14 protein-coding genes are annotated in these 17,382 nt (G+C 56.1%); 3 read left to right on the top strand and 11 right to left on the bottom strand.

Features of this window, described 5'->3' with window-relative positions; genetic code table 11:
* Positions 1–3: 3 nt before the first annotated feature.
* The 11 genes from dusA to ALTERO38_RS11755 form a co-directional block, all read right to left on the bottom strand.
* A complete protein-coding gene (gene dusA / locus ALTERO38_RS11805) occupies positions 4–1,008 on the bottom strand; it encodes a tRNA dihydrouridine(20/20a) synthase DusA (protein ID WP_159968510.1) in 1,005 nt (334 codons plus the stop codon).
* Positions 1,009–1,401: 393 nt separating this feature from the next.
* A complete protein-coding gene (locus ALTERO38_RS11800) occupies positions 1,402–2,490 on the bottom strand; it encodes a polysaccharide biosynthesis/export family protein (protein ID WP_102834551.1) in 1,089 nt (362 codons plus the stop codon).
* Positions 2,491–3,039: 549 nt separating this feature from the next.
* Positions 3,040–3,960 (bottom strand): GDP-mannose 4,6-dehydratase, encoded by a 921-nt coding sequence (locus ALTERO38_RS11795; RefSeq protein ID WP_159968509.1) that lies wholly within the window; start codon positions 3,958–3,960, stop codon positions 3,040–3,042.
* Positions 3,961–4,241: 281 nt separating this feature from the next.
* Positions 4,242–5,273, bottom strand: a complete 1,032-nt coding sequence (gene gmd, locus ALTERO38_RS11790; RefSeq protein ID WP_102834550.1) for a GDP-mannose 4,6-dehydratase — start codon at positions 5,271–5,273, stop codon at positions 4,242–4,244.
* 164 nt (positions 5,274–5,437) lie between these two features.
* On the bottom strand, positions 5,438–6,199 hold the full coding sequence (locus ALTERO38_RS11785; protein ID WP_102834549.1) for a WecB/TagA/CpsF family glycosyltransferase: 762 nt from the start codon (positions 6,197–6,199) through the stop codon (positions 5,438–5,440).
* Positions 6,189–7,073: a glycosyltransferase family 2 protein gene (locus ALTERO38_RS11780; protein ID WP_159969697.1), complete on the bottom strand. Its 885-nt coding sequence runs from the start codon at positions 7,071–7,073 to the stop codon at positions 6,189–6,191. Before ALTERO38_RS11780 ends, ALTERO38_RS11785 begins: the two co-directional genes overlap by 11 nt.
* Entirely contained in the window at positions 7,033–8,289 is a 1,257-nt protein-coding gene (locus ALTERO38_RS11775) for a hypothetical protein (protein ID WP_159968508.1), read from the bottom strand. Before ALTERO38_RS11775 ends, ALTERO38_RS11780 begins: the two co-directional genes overlap by 41 nt.
* A gap of 354 nt (positions 8,290–8,643) precedes the next feature.
* Positions 8,644–9,702 carry a glycoside hydrolase family 5 protein gene (locus ALTERO38_RS11770; protein ID WP_159968507.1) on the bottom strand — a complete coding sequence of 353 codons (1,059 nt, stop codon included), beginning with the start codon at positions 9,700–9,702 and terminating at the stop codon, positions 8,644–8,646.
* 169 nt (positions 9,703–9,871) lie between these two features.
* Positions 9,872–12,082: a polysaccharide biosynthesis tyrosine autokinase gene (locus ALTERO38_RS11765; protein WP_148924948.1), complete on the bottom strand. Its 2,211-nt coding sequence runs from the start codon at positions 12,080–12,082 to the stop codon at positions 9,872–9,874.
* Positions 12,083–12,096: 14 nt separating this feature from the next.
* Complete coding sequence (locus ALTERO38_RS11760; RefSeq protein ID WP_159968506.1) at positions 12,097–12,534, bottom strand: low molecular weight protein-tyrosine-phosphatase; 438 nt, start codon at positions 12,532–12,534, stop codon at positions 12,097–12,099.
* A 159-nt stretch (positions 12,535–12,693) separates the two neighbouring features.
* The gene (locus tag ALTERO38_RS11755; RefSeq protein WP_159968505.1) at positions 12,694–14,130 is read right to left on the bottom strand and encodes an undecaprenyl-phosphate glucose phosphotransferase; all 1,437 of its coding nucleotides are present in this window, start codon (positions 14,128–14,130) and stop codon (positions 12,694–12,696) included.
* Positions 14,131–14,507: 377 nt separating this feature from the next.
* Between ALTERO38_RS11755 and yegS the strand changes: the two genes are divergently transcribed.
* The 3 genes from yegS (at position 14,508) to ALTERO38_RS11740 (ending at position 17,329) form a co-directional block, all read left to right on the top strand.
* Positions 14,508–15,437 (top strand): lipid kinase YegS, encoded by a 930-nt coding sequence (gene yegS, locus ALTERO38_RS11750; RefSeq protein ID WP_159968504.1) that lies wholly within the window; start codon positions 14,508–14,510, stop codon positions 15,435–15,437.
* Positions 15,438–15,560: 123 nt separating this feature from the next.
* A complete protein-coding gene (locus ALTERO38_RS11745; protein WP_159968503.1) occupies positions 15,561–16,493 on the top strand; it encodes a chemotaxis protein CheV in 933 nt (310 codons plus the stop codon).
* A gap of 26 nt (positions 16,494–16,519) precedes the next feature.
* The gene (locus ALTERO38_RS11740; RefSeq protein ID WP_159968502.1) at positions 16,520–17,329 is read left to right on the top strand and encodes an MOSC domain-containing protein; all 810 of its coding nucleotides are present in this window, start codon (positions 16,520–16,522) and stop codon (positions 17,327–17,329) included.
* Positions 17,330–17,382 lie beyond the last annotated feature (53 nt).

Genomic DNA, 17,382 nt, shown 5'->3' with positions numbered 1-17,382 from the left:
GTATCAGTGTCCCTCGAGCAATCCGGTCGCTTGCTCAAGCAACGCCAGTGGTTCTCTGGTTTTATGGATGTCGACCGATAACAGCTGGCGAAACCTTCTAGCGCCTGGAAAACCCTGGCCAATCCCCAGCACGTGACGGGTAACGTGATGCATCGAGCCACCGCTATCAAGATGATTCTGAATATACGGGCGCATGCGCCTCAATGCCTCGGCTCGGGTAATGACAGTTTCTTCGCTGCCAAACAGTCTGCTATCAACCTGCGCGAGCAAGTAAGGGTTGTGGTAGGCCTCGCGCCCGAGCATCACACCATCGAACTGCTCCAGGTGGGCTTCGCATTGATCCAACGTTTTGATGCCGCCGTTGAGGATAATCTCAAGATCTGGAAAGTCGCGCTTCAATTGTTGCGCAACATCGTAGCGAAGGGGTGGAACCTCTCGGTTCTCCTTTGGTGAAAGCCCCTCCAGAATGGCGATGCGCGCATGGACAGTGAAACTGCGGCAGCCTGCCGCTTGGACCTGCCCCACGAAATCACAAAGTTCGGCATAGCTGTCGCGCCCATTGATGCCGATGCGGTGCTTGACGGTTACTTCAATCCCCACAGCATCACGCATCGCTTTCACGCAGTCGGCCACCAGTGCTGGATGGCCCATCAGGCACGCGCCGATCAGGTTGTTCTGCACGCGGTCGCTGGGGCATCCCACATTGAGATTCACCTCATCGTAACCAGCCGCTTCGGCCATCTTTGCGCAGACGGCGAGGTCACTTGGCACACTGCCGCCAAGTTGCAACGCCAAGGGATGCTCGGCCTCATCATGACGCAGGAAACGGTCGGCATCGCCATTGATCAGTGCGCCCGTAGTGACCATCTCGGTGTAGAGCAGGGCATGCCGTGAAAGCAGACGCAGAAAATACCGACAGTGCCGGTCGGTCCAGTCCATCATCGGTGCGACGGAAAACCGGCGCGACAGTTGCGGAGACGTAGTGACAGGTTTGTAGCTGGCGTTCATGCGGCTTTCCGGCGGAGCGTTTAGGGCGCGCTACGATTGCTTCGACACCTTATGCCCGTTGGCTGTGGCGATATAGCGACTAGCGACTGTCTGAGCGCGTTGAAGGAGACTGGTGCGGTTGCTTAACCGATCGCCTCGGAAAATGGCCGGCAAGTTTATCAGGAGAGCAGGGTCCTGGTGCGTGAGACCGCCGTGCGGCGCCGCACGGCTGCGTAGCCATAACGGCAAGGTTCCACGCGCTGATTGGGGTCGGATGTACAGCCGCTTGAATGGTCTAGTGATTAAGCGTACATATGCGCCCCGGGGAGTTCGGCAGCACAATAAAAAACCGCAGTAGCTCTAAAGCTGACTGCGGTTTTGATCAGGCCGATCTCGACCTGATGACTGCGGTTGTTACCGGTTGAACGCAGCCCCGGTGCCAATGACGCTAGCCGAAGGCAGCAGCTGGCTGATGAAGCGGTTCCAGCGAGTGATACCTGCCGGTCCGACGAACACCACATCCTGCGGTTGCAGAGGGAAGTGTTGAGCCAGGGCAAATGCCGCAGGCGACTCGGCATTCAGCTGAAACACGGTGGCTTTTTCAGTGGCGATGTTTTCAGCGCCACGAATAACGTAGACCGCTTCGCCATCGGCAGTGTCTTGACGAATACCCCCCGCGGTGCCGATAGCATCCATCAAGTTGAGGCTGGTGGCCTTGAAGGTCATGGCTTGCGGGTTCACTACTTCGCCCAGAACATAGATCTTCTTCTGGTCGTTATACGGCAGATGGAGTTGGTCGCCGTCTTTCAGATACACCTTATGGAGCCAGGAGTCCGGACGGTTCAGGTCGTCAAGATCAAGCATGTATTCGCGGCCGTCACGCTTGAGCATCAGGCCGGACAGGTCCGCCGTATCGGTATCGACACCGGCTTGACCAATAGCCTGCATGATGGTCATCGGAGCGGTCGTCACCTCGACCTCGCCAGCAGTATTGAATGCACCGGAGAGCACAATGCGCTGGCTACCGAAACGCAGCAGACTGACATCTACCTGAGGGCTGTCGATGTAATTGGCCAGCCTTTTGGAGATATCGGAGCGAAGCTGCTCGATCGTTTTGCCGGCTGCTTCGATGTTACCGATATAAGGGTAGAACAGGGTGCCGTCGGGGCGAACCAGACGACCATTGGCGTCCAGCTGCTGTTGTGGTCCCGATGGAGCGGTCAGCTCGGGATGGTCCCAGACGGTGATATAGAGGAGGTCATTCGCGCCGATGCGATAAGCCTCTGGCTTAAAGCTCAGCAGCTCTTGCTTGCTGGATGTGCCCTGGTCGGAGGAGAGTTCTCCCTTGAGCATTTCAGGGGTGATGCGCATCAGCTGGACAGTGCCGTCTTCCGTTTCTGCGCCGTCCTTGAACTGATCGGGATCCAGATGCTGGCCGGGCGAGAAGACGCATCCCTGTAGCACCAGCACGGAAGAGAAAGCGAGAGCAAATAATGGTTTCATGGTTTCTTCATCCTTGACGGAATAGTTGTTTTTACGAAGTGAAACAGCGCAATTCACCTTTAGCTGAAGGAGCGAGCGAACACTGACTTGTCTATGGACAGTCGCCGACGTTATTTCGACGGTGCTACAGACGCATTCAATCTCTGCTGTTCCGGGTGTCGCTACTGCAAGCTCTGAGGGATATACCTCCAGACCTCTGTGAGGCCAGGTCGGATCGAGCCACCGGGCAGGTTCCGCTCAATCGTTGCTTGGCGTCCTTCCTTAATAGGAAAACGACGCCGTGTTGCTCACAGTAGCCATAGACCGCTTCGTTTCTCTGCGGTTCACGACCATTGTGCATAAATGAATTGGTAATGCAGAGCTTGCCGGCACGAGGCGAAAGGGTGATCAAAAGCAAGCGAACGCTGAGGTAACCAGCAGCCGTGACCGGTTAAATGCGGCTGTCAACTTGCTATCAGGCTGACTGGACACCGCTGACGTGAGCCCCCGAAAGCGGGCGTTGCCATCACTTGAGATCGACGGCCACATTCCTGACGGCAAGTGGTTGGATCAGGTATTTGTCGCGGAGGAATGCTCGATCATCCAGCGCAGCGTGTCCTTCAATTCGATACGGGACATGTCGCCAATCAGCGAATCCAGTTTGGCTCGGCTACCGAACAGGTTCTTTACGTCTGCGCTGCGCACGAACGCTGGATTGACCCTGACCTCCATGCGGTGGCCGGAAATGGCAGCTGCCTGCTCGAGAACGTACTCGAGTGTATAGGCAGATCCGGAGCAAATATTGACTGTCTGGCCGACCGCGGCGGGTGTTTCAAGCAAGCGTCGATAAGCATGGACAACCTGACGTACATCGCAGAAATCACGGGCAATATCCAGATTACCTAACTCGATTACCGCGGCCCGACGGCGCGTATGCGACACGATTTTCGGGATGAGAAATTGCTCCGCTTGACCAACGCCCGTGTAGTTGAACGGGCGACTGACTATCAGCGGCAAACGATCCTGGTACAGCCGGGCAAGGAACTCCATGGCTGCTTTGCTAACAGCATAGTCATTGGCCGGAGCAAAGGGCGCGGATTCATCCAGTACACCTTCGGTTGCGTTTCCGTAGACGTTTGCACTGCTGGCTAGCAGCACGCCTTCAAGCTCGATTGCTGCGGTACGTAACGCTTCCAGTAGGTGGCGAGTGCCGAGCAGGTTGGCTGTGTAAATAGCATCGGCATCGCTGTGTGCGACGAAAGAAACCGCGGCCAGGTGCACGACGTAGGTTGGGCAAATTTCGATCAAAAGCGCGCGTAGCAGCTCAGCATTGTTCAACGAGCAGCAATGGACGGCTGAGACCGCCGCGGGCAGTTCGCCGACGGGTTGGCGGTAGCTGAGGCCATGAACCTCGTAGCCACAGGCCGCGAGTTCCTCTGCCATATAGCGCCCGGTAAAACCGGTAGCGCCGGTAATCAGCACTTTACGCATGATCTTCCCGATAGGATGAATTTCCAGTTTCAAAAGCCGATGCAGGGCCCAGGTATAGGCGAGGGGCATGGCGTTGCGGTTACTGTCGACGTCAGTTGGCGACCAGTGCCGTAACGCCAGCGCTGTCTCGGTGTACCGGTTGAGTCTGTCTCGACTGCTGAAACGACCAACAGACCGCACCGAAATCAAAGCGCCGGCTGACTTTAGACGAGGCTAACCTCAGGGGTGCTCGGATATCAGCAGGCGCCTGAATCAGAACGGCCGTTGCTAGTCGATTGCCCTTAAAACGAAAAGCCCTGCTGATTACGGCGCATGTCGGCGTCAACCATCATGCGGCACAGCTGCTCTAGCGTAGTTTTAGGTTCCCAGCCCAACACGTCCTTGGCTTTTTGGGGGTCGCCGATCAGCAGGTCGACCTCCGCTGGGCGGTAGAACTTAGGATTCACCCGCACAACGACCTTGCCGGTTGCCGCATCGGTGGCTTGTTCCTGTTCGCCGGAGCCCTCCCATTGGAGCTCGACATCAACCGCCTTGAACGCCAAGGTCACGAAGTCGCGCACGGTTTCGGTGCGGTTGGTAGCCAGCACAAAAACGCCCGGCTCGTCCGCCTGCAGCATGCGCCACATCCCTTCCACATATTCCTTGGCAAAGCCCCAATCACGTTTGGCGTCAATGTTGCCCAGCTCCAGCACGTCGAGCTTGCCCAGTTTGATCTTGGCCACAGAATCGGTAATTTTCCGAGTCACAAACTCACGCCCGCGCAGCGGCGACTCGTGATTGAACAGGATGCCGCTGCAGCCGAATATGCCGTATGACTCGCGGTAATTGATTGTCATCCAGTGCGCATAAAGCTTGGCCACGCCATAGGGGCTGCGGGGGTAGAAGGGTGTGGTTTCGGACTGTGGAATGGCCTGTACCTGACCGAACATCTCTGAAGTCGAGGCTTGGTAGAAGCGAATCTTGGGGTTGACGATACGAATGGCTTCCAGCAGGTTCACGGCGCCTGCACCGGTGATGTCAAGGGTAGTCAGCGGTTGCTCGAAAGAAACACCCACGAAGCTCTGTGCGGCGAGGTTGTACACCTCAGTCGCGCCGGTGCTTTCAAGCAATCGAATGCTGGAAGACAGGTCCGTCAGGTCGTACTCAACAAGATTTAGATTGGGATGCTTGTCGATGCCCAACTCTTCGATCCGCCAGAAATTGACCGAACTGGTGCGGCGGAACGTGCCGTAGACGGTATAGCCTTTTTCCAAAAGGAGCTCTGCAAGGTAGGCGCCGTCTTGTCCTGTGATACCCGTGATAATCGCTTTCATGTTCTTCCCTGTTCGAGGATAGGTTTTCTGATGTGCTCTTGCTTCGCTCCTGCCTAGCACGAGGCACTGAATGGCAGCGAAGTTAATCGGTAAGTAAGCTTCACTGACTGCCGATCACCGCGTACCGGTGCTCGGTATGTCAGAAGGGTGGCCGCAATCTTCGATCAAGACTCCTGTTTTGCTGGGCTGCCTTTCTGCCTGGAGTTTTTTTCCCTCAGGAAGGCCGGCACGATATACACCGCGTCCGCCCAGTAGCGTTTGGCTAGCCTGCGGGGCTCCATGCACATGCGATGCAGCCATTCAAGTTTGAATTCGCGCATCCACTTCGGGGCTCGCTTGATGGTTCCCGTTGCAAACGAAATGGAGGCGCCGATGCTGAAGCCCATACCCGTGCGCTCGTAGGGCTGGGTGGCTGCAGCCAGGACTTCACCGCGTGGGGTACCCACGGCGTAAAGAACCAACTCCGATGGATTTTCGCGAACGAACTGCAAGCAACGCTGCACTTCTTCCGGTTTTTTAATGAAGCCCATCGGCGGGTTGTAGTGATAAAGAGAAATGCCTGGATAGAGCGCTCTGAGTTTGTCGGCTTCGGAAGTCGCTGAACCAATCAGGACAATGCGCAGCCGATCCCGGTCCGCCCATTTGAGCAGGTCGAGTGTCAAATCGCTGCCGGGAATAGCTTCATCCAGATGTATGCCCAGACGGCTCAACAGCGAAAGCAGGATGCGGCTGTCACATACTCTCCAGCGTGCTTTGAAATAAGCGTCACGCAGCTGTTCGTCATGTTCCAACTGAACAAGATGGTCGACATTCGGCGTCACCACAAACGAATAGGGTTGCTTGACGCCCTCGCGAATGCAGGTCAATAAAGTCTTCTTATTGCCGGAATAGAAGTCTATTCCAAACGCATTAGTATCACTCGACACTCATTGCTACTCCCTTGAAGGCGCCCTTGATACCTGACCAGGCGAGGGTGGGATTTTTGTATTCCTTGACAGTTGTAACGGCCGAAAGCAGAAACGCGGAAACGATCGCGAATGCCGGGCCGTAGAAACGCTTGTTGAAACGGGTGGCGGCACGGTTGCGATAGTAGTGATAGAACGCTGATCGACTACCCAGGCTGAGTGAACCGTAGTGATACAGACGGCTTTCAGGGATCACTCTCGTTGAAACACCAAAGCTCCTGGCACGGTACTGCCAGTCAACCTCTTCGAAATACATGAAGTAATCCTCATCCATCAAACCGATTTCTTCAGTCAATGCGGCCGAAAAGGCCAGGCTGCAGCCCATGATGTAGTCTGGAGCGTGCTGAGGTTGCTGCTGTTGAGACGCTTCGATGCTCTGATCTTTTCCGAGTAATCGGGCTTTGCCTAGGATCGGATAGAGCTTTCCGCCGCCATAGCACTCAAGCCGACCCGTGTCGGCGCTCAATACGAGCGAGCCAACAAACTGACGGTCGTTACGCTGCAATGCCTCCAATAGCGGTGAGAAGGCATCACTGTCTACATAGGTGTCGTTATTGATGACCCAGAAATATTCGGGCTGCAGATGCTCCATTGCCCAGCGCAACCCGTAGTTGTTGCCGCCCGCATAACCGCTGTTGTCTGGGTTACACAGCAGGGTCACGTTCGTATGGGCTTTTTCATCCAGCCAGTTCTGAAGGGCGATGGCGGAGCCGTCCTGCGAATCATTGTCGATGATGACGATATGGCCAATCGTTGCGCAATGTTCGAGCAGGCTTTCAGCGCAGCTGATCGTTTCAGTAGCAGCTTTGTAGTTGAGAATAAGTGCGACGTTCATGTACTCGTTCCTTGCTGCGAAGATGGCGTGCCCGTAGAGCATGTAATACGAAAAGCATGCAAATAACTGGTTGGGTATATTCGAATAGACCGTTAAGTGGCCATATCACGAAGAAGGCCAGCATCACTGCATAGGTGAACTCCATTTCGGAATTGATACTGCGCGCAATACGGTGGTAGACGAACAGGGTCAGAGGCACTAGCAGGAACGTTAGAAAACCGAAGCGAAACAGTGTGCCAATGATGCCGATGTCTGACAGGAAGAAGTGTTCGCCGAAGTAGGGGATGAAACCGTCCTGCCACATCAGCGAAAGGGACCCGCTAGGCAACCAGTTAACTAGGTTCAAGTGACTGAACACGGATGCGATCGTGTGGGGCCTCACACCATCCTCCACGTCACCGTCCAAACTGCTCTCGTAGAACTCCACGTTCAGACCGAGAATTTCAAGTAACTCTGGATAAAAGAACAGCGGGGACAACAGAACGCAAAGCGAGGCAGCCCAAATGATTGCTTTGGCCCGCAACGAGAAGAGCGTGAATGCTAGGCACAGTACAATTAGCTGACGAGTTTGCGTGGCGAAGACCAAGGTCAGCAACAGCACGGCCGCAAGAATGAGATACAGCTTTCGCTGTCGCTGCTCACCATTGATAGGCGATTTGCCTTTTGCCCACACCTGAATGCAATAGAAATAGGCGAAACAGATCAAAAAGGGCCCGATGGATGAGCGGTCCGGACGATCCCAGGACGTTTGCTCCTCGCGCAGATCCGGAACCAGCCCGAACTTGAAACACCAGGACAGGACCACTGCAATCAGTGCGGCGTAAACGAATGCATGTTCGAATTGGCGCGTACTGATGTGCTTGGCAAGCAATAGCAGCGGGACGAAGCCGAATGTAAAGAGAATTCGGCGTTCTTCGATCAGGCCGTAAGTGATGGGTTGGCCAAAGGTGTAAAACGAAAAGATTGCAGGTAGTACAGTGAATACGAAAACGCTGTAGAAAGCGTAATACATCAGGATGCGGAACTCTCTGGATGACTCTTCGGTGCTGGCAAGAATCAACAGTAGCGACAATCCCAAACAGACGGCCAAATAGGCTTCGTTCAGGAACTTGAAGCCGATCGGGTTGTGCGTACTGTCACCAAACACCGAAAAGTGCAAGACGATCGCAAGCACGGTCAACGGCAAAAAGAAAAATTTTGAGCTGATGTTTGTCATCACCTGAGTCCTTAGGTGCATTTCCATTCCAGATTTACTACGTCGCAACAAACTCAAGCTTTAGCATTTCCACATTGATGCCTTCGGTGCGTCGTCACTCTACGTCTGGCTGATAGCTTAAGCGCCTCGGTCAATTCGCTGCCGGCAGTCAGCTAGTAACAACTGGATTCGATAGCCGCAGGAGTGTTTGAGTTCCCCTCGCATTAAGCCGCTCGATGTAAGGTCGAATTTGGACAAGCGGCTGACGGCAGGGTTGCGTCGATCTTTCAGATTTCATCGAAATCTTTCTGAACGGCTTCACACTGTTTGCCGCTGGCCATGCCGCCATCCACAGGCAGGGTGACAACGCGTCTGTCAAGGCTGCTGCTTAGGGCCGTATTCCATGCAGCTATTGGAAATGTGTTTTTGCAAAACCTCCATTTGAGGTCTGTCTTTGCCATCGATGGGCTCGACAGCCAACACGTATTTCCCCCAGCCCGGGCCGCCCGCCCAATACGCGCTAGGCATGCAGTTTTCGTTGAGGTAGCCAAGCAAATTGTCCATGGCAATCAGCATCGATTCGGAATGCCCAGGTACACCGTACTCGCCGAGGAAACCCTTCAGCTTGTTTTCCTTCAGCCACTCGACGAACGGCCGAACGCGTTCCACCCCCAGCATTGGGTCGACCACTTCGTCCTTGGCATAACGCCCGGAAAAATCTTTGTCGAGGTACAGGTGTCCCTCGTAAATGATCTTGTCTGCCGGATCGTTGATCAGAAAGTCCTCGTTGACGTAGCGCCAGTGAAAGGTGCTAGCCCAGCGGTCGCCTTCGACGAATATCAAGGTGTCCATGTCTACCTGGCGGATGGCATCGACTGCTGCCTGGGCGGCCCCAGGCCAAAGGCCATCTGTGGAATGGGGCTCGTTCATAATGTCGTAGCCCAGCAACGCGGGGTGGTCTTTGAACTCTTGCGCAAGCTTGCGCCAGACAGTTGCGTAGGCCTCGTAGGGCACCTGTGGCGAACCGATCAGCTTGCCCTTGTACCGCCCATAGTTGTGCATATCCAGAATGACTTTCTGGTTATGTTTGGCCGCGAAGTCCAGCGTCCGCTTAAGCAACCGCATCTGATCAAAGTTGACGCCTTTGTAAAGGTCATGTTGCAGGCGTTCCCATATGAACGGAAACCGAATCAGGCGGATGTTCTTGCTTGCGTAGTATTCGAAGTGCTTTTCTTCCGGATAGAAATAATTGGTGCCGACTTTTCCGGGTGTGATGTGAGGAGCGAAGTTCGCGCCTGACATGTTAATGCCAACCAAGTCGATGCCTGTGTGATCGTCGGGCTGCGCTTGTGCGACCGATATGCACCCGGCAATAGACAAGCCGGCTAATAACCTTGCAGTGCGGAATAAAAGAGAAAGGGGGCGACGTTCCATAATGACCTTTATCTCCAAAGGGCCGCTACCAACTCGACGGCTCTGTAGTGCTCAGTCGATTGCATAATGCGAACCGTTCTCCTTGTGCAAGGCGAACGGTTCGGTTAGTAGCAATGGGGGCAGCGGCGGCAGAGCCTGATAACTTGCAGGACTCCAAAAGCCAGAAGGGTTACTTGCTCTGGTACTCGTACTGGTAGTAACCGTACTCGCTATAAGTTGATGCCTTGCGTACTACGGCGTTGAAGATAACGCCTTTGACCAGGAGACCGTTCTGCTCAAGACGGCGCTTGGCGAACTCGATTTCTTTCACTCCGTTCAGCCCGTAGCGCGTCACCATCAGGGTGGTGCCGGCCTGGCTGCCGACCAGTGCAGCGTCGGTTACGGCCAGAATTGGTGGCGTATCGAAAATGACCAGGTCGTACATGCTGCTGATCTCTTTGACGAAGCGCGAGAAGTTCTCATGCATCAGCAGTTCCGATGGGTTAGGAGGCAGCTGGCCGTGAGTAATCACATGCAGATTGTTCAACTGGGTTTTCTGAATGGCATCGAACAGTGTGATTCGGCCGGACAGAATGTCGGACAGGCCTTTTTCACCCTGGCAACGCATGACTTTGTGCAGATAACCCTTGCGCATGTCGGCGTCGATCAGCAGCACCTTCTTGCCAGACTGCGCGATGACGGCGGCAAGGTTGCTGGTCACGAAGGACTTGCCCACTGCTGGGCTTGGTCCAGTGATCATGAGGATGTTGTTTTTTGCTTCGATCATCGCGAAGTGCAAGCTCGTACGCAGGCTGCGCATCGCTTCGGTCGCCAAGTCGGCTGGATCATTGATCGAAAGCAGATACGAAGCGCTGCTCTTGTCCCGCTTGAAATTGGCCAGGCGTTTTTCCAGCAGTCCTTGTTTCTCGCTGAACGGAATCGCTGCGTACACCGGGATGCCTACACGCTCGATCTCTTCAGGATTTTCGACGCCACGCTTCAGAGCTTCACGAACATAGACGAAGGCGACAGCAAGAATGCCGCCAAGCAGCGTAGCGACGATGACGATCAACGGCTTGTTGGGTTTGATCGGCTCGTCGATGTCTGCCGCAGCGTGGTCGACGATGCGAACGTTGCCCACGGTCCCAGCACGGATGATATCCAGCTCTTGCGTCTTGTTAAGCAGCATCGAGTAGGTTTCGGAGGACACCTCGACATCGCGGTTGAGGCGCAACAATTCCTGCTGTGTAGAGGGCAGGGTGCCTATCTGCTTCTCCAGTTCGGCCTTTTGCGCTTGCAGTTGATTGATCTGGTTCATCAGCGCCTGGAAATTAGGATGCTGACGAGTGAAGCGGCTCTCCATCTCGGTGCGCTTTAGATTCTGCTCGGAAATCTGGTTTTCCAGATCCACAATGCGGTCGAGTACCGACTGGGTTTCGGCAGAGATGTCCACCGAGCGGTTGCCGGTTTGGAATTCGTTCAGCGCCGTTTGTGCGGCATCGAGCTTCTTGCGGACCTCAGGTACCTGCTCGCTCAGGAATTCAAGGCTCTGGGTCGCTTCGGCCGCATTGCGCGCAATATTTTGATCGACGTAGCGCTGGGCTACCGCCTCCAGCACCTTGACCGCTTTTTCCGGATCGGTCCCTTCCAGTGTCACGTTGAGGATGCCCGACTGCTTGCCGCGCTCACCAGCGTTCAAGCGGTTCTGATAGTCCTCGGTAGTGGCGTAGGTGCGGTTCTTGACCACGGTAAAAGTGGTGCCCGGGCGTGCATTAAGCTCCGCCACGGTGATGCCGTAATCCGGGGTCTCGATGGGCTCGCCAACGACGCCTTGAACGACCACTTCGCCGTCGGTGTCGCGCAGGATGAATCCGTTGTTTTCGGCCGCTTCCAGTGTCAGTTCTTCGCCATGCATCTTGTCTGGCACGATCAGCTGGGTGACGCGCAGCGATTCGCCGCCCCAGGCATAGGACTCGAAGCCTTCCGGATACCAGCCCAGCTCACCTTCCTCGGTTGGCTCGAATCTACGGAAGATATAACCGCCGAACACCGGGAAGTGGTGAGGCTCGATGATGATATCGAGGTTCAGATCTTCGACTGCGCTACCCACGACCGAGCGTGATTTGAGCAGGGCGATCTCTGTTTGCGCCGGCGAAACGGCGGGAGCAGTGCCGACCACGTCGGTGAGGCTCGGCAGGCCGCCCTTAGCCTGGATCTGGATCATTGCACTGGCCAGATATACCGGTGTCGCGAGCAGCGCATAGGCAACCCCCAGCGCGGCGAAAAACCCCGTTATGGTAAGAATCAGCGCTCGGTTGTTCAGAAACGTGTCAAAGAGGTGGGCCAGGTCAATGTCCTTGTCCTCTTTTGTTTCATAAATGGGTCGGGGCATGGTGGTCATTGAAGTTCCTTCTTCTATTTCAGGTAAGGAAGCCAGCTTTCGACGGACTGGGTCAGAAGGCTGTGAACATGTTCGAATGCGGGCTTGGACTGGCGGTAGGGATCAGGGATTTCCGTATCGTCCAGCCATTTACCCAGCAGAAAAGTTTTGCCGTGTACTTCGGGTGCGATCTGACGAATGTGCTGGATGTGGCTCTGCTCCATCACAAGGATCAGGTCTGCGCGGTGAAGCATTTCGCTATCGACCTGACGCGCACGGTGAGCCGTGTGTTCCACTCCATGGTCGTTAAGCACCTCATGTGCCGTCTTGTCCATCGGGTTGCCTACTAAGGCACCTATGCCTGCCGAGCTGATCGTCAGGCCTTTGCCCTCGAGTTTGCGGGCTAGCAATGCTTCGGCTGCGGGGCTTCTGCAGATGTTGCCCACACAGACAATCAATATGTTCTGGAACATTTACTCAGCCTCGTAGCCCTGAATTAGTGGGCGAACAGGTCTGCCTGTTGCAGAACGCAAATCTGATGTTGGCTCGCTTCATTAGTTCAATCTTCCTGCTGCGCTCGCGCATGTAATGTGGCGTGTTGCCAGTTTGGGGCTGGTCAATGCGTGTGGCAGTCAGTAGACGTCCTTGTTGAGCAGCAGGGCGGGGACAGTCCGGGCAAGGATGTAGATGTCGAACCAGACCGACCAGCGTTCGATGTAATCGAGGTCGTACTCCACGCGCTTCTCGATTTTCTCGACTGTGTCGGTTTCACCACGATAGCCATTGATCTGCGCCCAGCCGGTAATGCCGGGTTTTACGCGGTGACGTGCGGAGTATTCCGATACAGCGTCTTCAAACAGCACGCCTGCGGCCTTGGTTGCGGTCGCATGGGGGCGTGGTCCGACCATGGACATGCTGCCCAGGAATACGTTGAGCAGTTGTGGCAGCTCGTCGAGGCTGGTTTTGCGAATGAAACGACCCACTCGGGTGATGCGGTCATCGTCGCGCGTCGTTTGCCGTTCGGCATTGGCGTCCGATTTTGCGTGGTACATCGAGCGGAACTTGAACACTTCGATCAGTCGGTTGTTGTAGCCGTAGCGCTTCTGCTTGAACAACACCGGGCCGGGCGAATCGAGCTTGATCGCCAGTGCGAGGAGGAGCATGACCGGGGCCGCCGCCAGCAGAGCCAGGCTGGAGAGCACGATGTCTTCGATGCGCTTGAACATTGGCGACCAGCCACGCAGCGGCAGGTCGGAAGCAATCAGCGTCGGCAATCCACCGACTTCGGTAATGCGCTTGTTGGCATGGCGGAAGGCGACCATGTCCGGGACCAGCAGAACGTTGACCGGAAGTCTGCGCAACTCGTTAATCAGCTGGCCGATGCGGCTGTCGGCAAACCAGGGCAGGGCGACCAGTACTTGAGTCACCTTTTCTTCGCGAATCATCTGCTCCAGGTCGCGGGTATTGCCCAGCAGCGGCAGATCAGCCAGTGTGTCCGGCAGGCGCTCGAGGCGGTCGTCGATGAAACCGAGTACGCCAGTGCGGATATCGCGGTGATGAGCCAGATACTCGGCAACGCGCACACCATTGTCGGTGCCGCCCAGAATTACGGCATTCTGCAGGTAAACGCCTTTTGACATCAGTCGGCGAAAAAGGGCGAGCATCATCAGTCGCTCGGCACCGAACAGGATGCCACTGGTGACGAACCAGAAGGTCAGATGTTTGGCTTCAAGGTAGCCGAACATGCCCAGCCCCTGATGCATGAAGATCATCAGGCTGAAAGCCGCAGCCCAGGCAACGAGCATGGTGCGGAAGCGCAGCAGCGTGCTGAAGACTTCTTCACTGTAGATGCCTACCGATTGAAAGATGACAACGCTGATAACGCCAAAAAACATCAGGAAGGTGCTGAATGTGCCTCCGCCTGCGGGCAGGTCGAGTGGCAGAAATAGCAACAACAGAACGCCCGGCAGCACTGAGGTCAGCCCATGAATCAGCCGAATGCTGGCTAGAAAATAATCTACGAAGCTGGGGTGGGCGTACTCAAGGGTTCCAACGGACTGTAAGCGCATACAAGGCTCCTTCCTATGGCTATTGCTAGCTCAATACTCGTTTTGATCGCCGCGATCCGCGGTTCTGATGGCAGGCCGCTATCGCAACCTTCACCTGGACAACAGCTCCGACCGCCCTGCAGGAAATGAGTTCACCGAAACCATGCAAAGAGCCTATCGCTACGAAAGAATTAAATGCATGTCGCAAGTGCTTGATATGCCAGGGTTAAATTGATCATGTCGTTGCATCTAAGCGTTTTTTTCAGTGCCCTGCGCTGACCAGTGGTCAACGTTTTGGTTGCTCGGCTTAAGCCCGTGTGCGGTTGCCTCTTCACAACTTTATGCGGTGCAAACAGGTCTATCTGCGCATACCGATACGGATGACTGGAACGATTGGCATGAATGAACCCAAGGCATTGCTCGTCCTCCACGGGAAGCAAGGGCTCAACGAAGAAGTCAGAGAGGCCGTTACCGAATGGCGCAAGTTAGGCAATGAGCTTGCGGTGCGGGTGACGTGGGAACCAGGCGACACCGCGCGCTTGGTCAGTGAAGCGCTGGCGGCGGGATATCGGACGCTGGTGTCGGGAGGCGGTGACGGAACACTGCGTGAGATGGCGCAGGCGTTGCTCGACAGTGGCTCTGACGCGAGCTTGGCGGTGTTACCGCTCGGCACCGCTAATGATTTTGCCCACGCGGCGGAAATCCCGCTCGCACCGTTCGATGCACTCACTTTGTTGAATCGAGAGCCAGTTTGGGTAGACGTCGGCGAAATGAACGGCGAACTGTTCATGAATATGGCGACAGGTGGCTTTGGCTCCAAGGTGACCGCCACCACATCGTCGGAACTGAAGCGGGTTCTCGGCGGCAGTGCGTACCTGCTGACCGGCTTGTCCCGCTTCAGTGAGTTGCGCGCCACCTGGGGCCGCTTCGTGGCGCCGGACTTCACCTGGGAGGGGGAGTTTCTGGCGCTGGGCATCGGTAATGGCCGCCAGTCCGGTGGTGGGCAGCAGCTTTGTCCTCAGGCCTCGATCGATGACGGGCTGCTCGACATCTGCATCGTTCCAGCTCCGGCTGATGCGGTCGGGACCCTCGGCACCTTGCTGAGTGGCGGTCTGCTGGGTATAGACACCGTCTCGGTCAAAGCCCGTGCACCCTGGTTCGAGGTAGAAGCGCCAGAAGAAATCAGTATTAATCTTGATGGCGAGCCGATCGCGGCAAAGCAGATGCATTTTTCCGTGAAACGGCGAGCACTGCGTTTGCACCTTCCTGTGGATAGCCCATTGCTGCGGGACGAGCCGCTGATAGAGAACGATCATCCATCCGCCTGACCGTTTGCGGTTCCGTATGCGAGCAGTGCTTGCGGGCGGGAGATAAATTCTATTGCCGGTGGATAAAGCCCGGACGTTTGCGGCCGATAGCTCCTTAGTCCCTATTCGCCAAAGGAGCCCGCAATGGCCGGCATTCTGGAGTCAGTCGATCAACGCACCCGATTGGTGGGGCAGAACCGTCTGGAAATTCTCATGTTCCGTCTTTCCGGACGGCAACAGTTCGCGATCAACGTGTTCAAGGTGCAAGAGGTTGTGCAGCTGCCGAAGATGACGCTGATGCCGCACCGCCACGGCTCGGTGTGCGGCGTTGTGAACTTGCGCGGACAAACCTTGCCGGTCATCGACTTGTCGCGTGCCATAGGCTTGCGGCCGTTGGTGCCGGACGAGAACAGCACCATCATCGTGACCGAATACAACCGCTCGATTCAGGCTTTTCTGGTCGGCGGTGTCGACCGCATCCTCAACCTTAACTGGGAGGATGTGCTACCGCCGCCGACCACGGCGGGACGGCAGCACTACCTCACCGCAATTACCAAAGTCGAGGATAGGCTGGTCGAAGTGATCGACGTGGAAAAGGTCCTGGCGGAGATCGTTCCGTACAACACCAGCATCGCACCGGAGCGTTTGACCGATCCGGTGCTTGAGCGTGCCAGGGGGCGTGAGGTCCTCTGCGTCGACGACTCGACTGTGGCCTTGGCGCAACTGCGTGAAACCCTGAGCCAACTGGGTATCACCGTTCACTCCGCCAGCGACGGCATGAAGGGCTTGAACAAACTGAAGGCTTGGGCGGATAGCGGTGAAGCACTCACGGATCGTCTGCTCATGGTGTTCACCGACGCCGAAATGCCAGAGATGGACGGCTACCGTCTCACCACTGAGATCCGCAACGATCCTCGCCTGCGCGATCTCTACGTGGTGTTGCATACGTCGCTTTCTGGCAGCTTCAACCTGGCAATGGTGCAAAAAGTCGGCTGCGACAACTTCCTTTCCAAGTTTCAGCCGGAGAAACTGGTCGACGTCGTCCGCGAACGTTTGTTGCTGGACGAAAAACACTGACCTGATCGACCAATAGAGGGCCCAGCATGCACCTTGCCTCGCTGTATCGTTTTCCGCTCAAGTCCGGTTCGGCTGAGCTACTGGAGCATGAACGATGCGACGAGCTTGGCTTGTGCGGTGACCGGCGCTGGATGGTAGTGGACGCTGCAAGCGGGAAATTCCTTACCCAGCGAATGCTGCCACGCATGGCCCTGTTGGATGCCCGCTGGCAGGGCGATGCGGCGCTGCTGTTGACCGCGCCAGGGATGGATGCGTTGCGTGTGGCGGTTCCGGAGCAAGGTGCCGTTGAGCGTGGCGTGCTGATCTGGCGCGAAAGTGTACGGGTGCCCGATGCGGGTGACGCTGCGGCTGGATGGCTGACGCGGTTGCTTGATCATCCCTGTCGTCTGGTGCATTTGCCGACTTCGCGTGGCATCCAGGTCGATCAGGACTACGCACGGCCAGGTGAACGCACAGCGTTCAGTGATGGTTTCCCCTTCCTTCTGATTGGCCAGCGGTCACTCGACGACCTATCGGCGCGAGTCGGACAGTTGCTTGACGCGCGCCGGTTTCGGCCGAATCTGGTGATTGCCGGGGCGGCGCCTTACGCAGAAGATGGCTGGCGGCGCATCCGCATCGGTGATCTGACATTCCGCGTGGTCAAGCCCTGCTCGCGCTGCATCATTCCGACCATCGACCCCCTTAGCGGGGAGCGCAACCCTGATCGTGAGCCGCTGGCTACGCTGATGGGCTACCGCAAGGGGGAGGGTGGCGTGTTCTTCGGTCAGAATCTGATCGCCGAAGGCACTGGCTTGTTGCAGGTTGGTATGACCGTTGAAGTGCTCGAGCAGGCGTAGCCAGAACAACGCTAATCTCTCAAAAATTGCGCTACGGCTAAGACTGGCGATTT

It is taken from the genome of Pseudomonas sp. 9Ag, assembly GCF_902506445.1.
In the GTDB taxonomy this organism is placed as follows: Bacteria; Pseudomonadota; Gammaproteobacteria; order Pseudomonadales; family Pseudomonadaceae; genus Stutzerimonas; species Stutzerimonas stutzeri_AB.
This window is presented reverse-complemented; position numbering and strand designations above follow the sequence as displayed.

Excerpts from the sequence above, each read along its gene's own strand:
- ALTERO38_RS11780 (WP_159969697.1), bottom strand. The coding sequence starts at position 7,073 with ATGAACGTCGCACTTATTCTCAACTACAAAGCTGCTACTGAAACGATC.
- ALTERO38_RS11800 (WP_102834551.1), bottom strand. The coding sequence starts at position 2,490 with ATGAAACCATTATTTGCTCTCGCTTTCTCTTCCGTGCTGGTGCTACAG.
- ALTERO38_RS11745 (WP_159968503.1), top strand. The coding sequence starts at position 15,561 with ATGGCCGGCATTCTGGAGTCAGTCGATCAACGCACCCGATTGGTGGGG.
- ALTERO38_RS11760 (WP_159968506.1), bottom strand. The coding sequence starts at position 12,534 with ATGTTCCAGAACATATTGATTGTCTGTGTGGGCAACATCTGCAGAAGC.
- ALTERO38_RS11775 (WP_159968508.1), bottom strand. The coding sequence starts at position 8,289 with ATGACAAACATCAGCTCAAAATTTTTCTTTTTGCCGTTGACCGTGCTT.
- ALTERO38_RS11795 (WP_159968509.1), bottom strand. The coding sequence starts at position 3,960 with ATGCGTAAAGTGCTGATTACCGGCGCTACCGGTTTTACCGGGCGCTAT.
- ALTERO38_RS11740 (WP_159968502.1), top strand. The coding sequence starts at position 16,520 with ATGCACCTTGCCTCGCTGTATCGTTTTCCGCTCAAGTCCGGTTCGGCT.
- gmd (WP_102834550.1), bottom strand. The coding sequence starts at position 5,273 with ATGAAAGCGATTATCACGGGTATCACAGGACAAGACGGCGCCTACCTT.
- dusA (WP_159968510.1), bottom strand. The coding sequence starts at position 1,008 with ATGAACGCCAGCTACAAACCTGTCACTACGTCTCCGCAACTGTCGCGC.
- yegS (WP_159968504.1), top strand. The coding sequence starts at position 14,508 with ATGAATGAACCCAAGGCATTGCTCGTCCTCCACGGGAAGCAAGGGCTC.
- ALTERO38_RS11765 (WP_148924948.1), bottom strand. The coding sequence starts at position 12,082 with ATGACCACCATGCCCCGACCCATTTATGAAACAAAAGAGGACAAGGAC.
- ALTERO38_RS11770 (WP_159968507.1), bottom strand. The coding sequence starts at position 9,702 with ATGGAACGTCGCCCCCTTTCTCTTTTATTCCGCACTGCAAGGTTATTA.
- ALTERO38_RS11755 (WP_159968505.1), bottom strand. The coding sequence starts at position 14,130 with ATGCGCTTACAGTCCGTTGGAACCCTTGAGTACGCCCACCCCAGCTTC.